This is a genomic window from Cysteiniphilum sp. JM-1, from assembly GCF_008711525.1.
GTDB lineage: Bacteria > Pseudomonadota > Gammaproteobacteria > Francisellales > Francisellaceae > Caedibacter.
On record NZ_VXKS01000061.1, the window covers coordinates 1 to 778 of the forward strand.

General features: G+C 41.5%; 1 protein-coding gene. It reads right to left on the reverse strand.

The window, feature by feature from the left end:
- Window positions 1-63: 63 nt before the first annotated feature.
- A complete protein-coding gene (locus F3D68_RS11155) occupies window positions 64-762 on the reverse strand; it encodes an IS6 family transposase (protein WP_151194506.1) in 699 nt (232 codons plus the stop codon).
- Window positions 763-778 lie beyond the last annotated feature (16 nt).

Sequence of the window (778 nt, forward strand, 5' to 3'; positions counted from 1 at the left end):
GGTTCTGTCGCAGACTCAATTATTAGTTGAGAATTTGCACAGAGCGCAATACTCTGGACGTAATTATGCTGCGAGCCCATAGAACTGCTCGTAAATGGTCATATTTTCAGCATTAATATGCTGACCTTTTCTAAGCATGTTGACCAACTCGTATCCAGCAATCGTAGACTCCATTGAATCCCATGACTTGAATCCCAGCATAGGATTCGTCCGCCGCTTGATGTTCCGATGATCCTGCTCAATACGATTATTGAGAAACTTCATTTGACGTATATCAATCGATAGATGCGGCCAAACTCCCAGAAGGAATAGCAAGCAATTGAGGTATATCAAAGCTGCTTCATTAGCACCACTTTTGTCAACTGTTACTTTCTCTGGCAACCCATGCTCACCAATAGCTTTTTTGAAGAACTTTGTGGCAGCAGCTTCATCTCTTTTATCTGAAACCATAAACTCTAAAGTATCACCATCTTTATCAATGGCACGGTACAAATAAACCCACTTGCCTTTATGCTTTACATAAGTCTCGTCCATTCTCCAGCTCACATAAACCTTACGCTTGCGATAGTTGTGCCTGAAGACCGTTTCTAGATCTTTTGCGTAACGCTCAACCCATCGTTGGATGGTGCTATGATCAACAGCAGCACCTCGTTCCGACATAATCTCTTCCACATCTCGATAACTCAAAGAGTATGATAAATATAAACGCAGAGCTTGCATGATGATTTCTTTGGAATACCAACGACCTGAAAAGTTGAGCATATTACATGGTTGCATA

Coding starts and splice junctions, on each gene's coding strand:
- F3D68_RS11155 (WP_151194506.1), bottom strand. CDS start 762: ATGCTCAACTTTTCAGGTCGTTGGTATTCCAAAGAAATCATCATGCAA.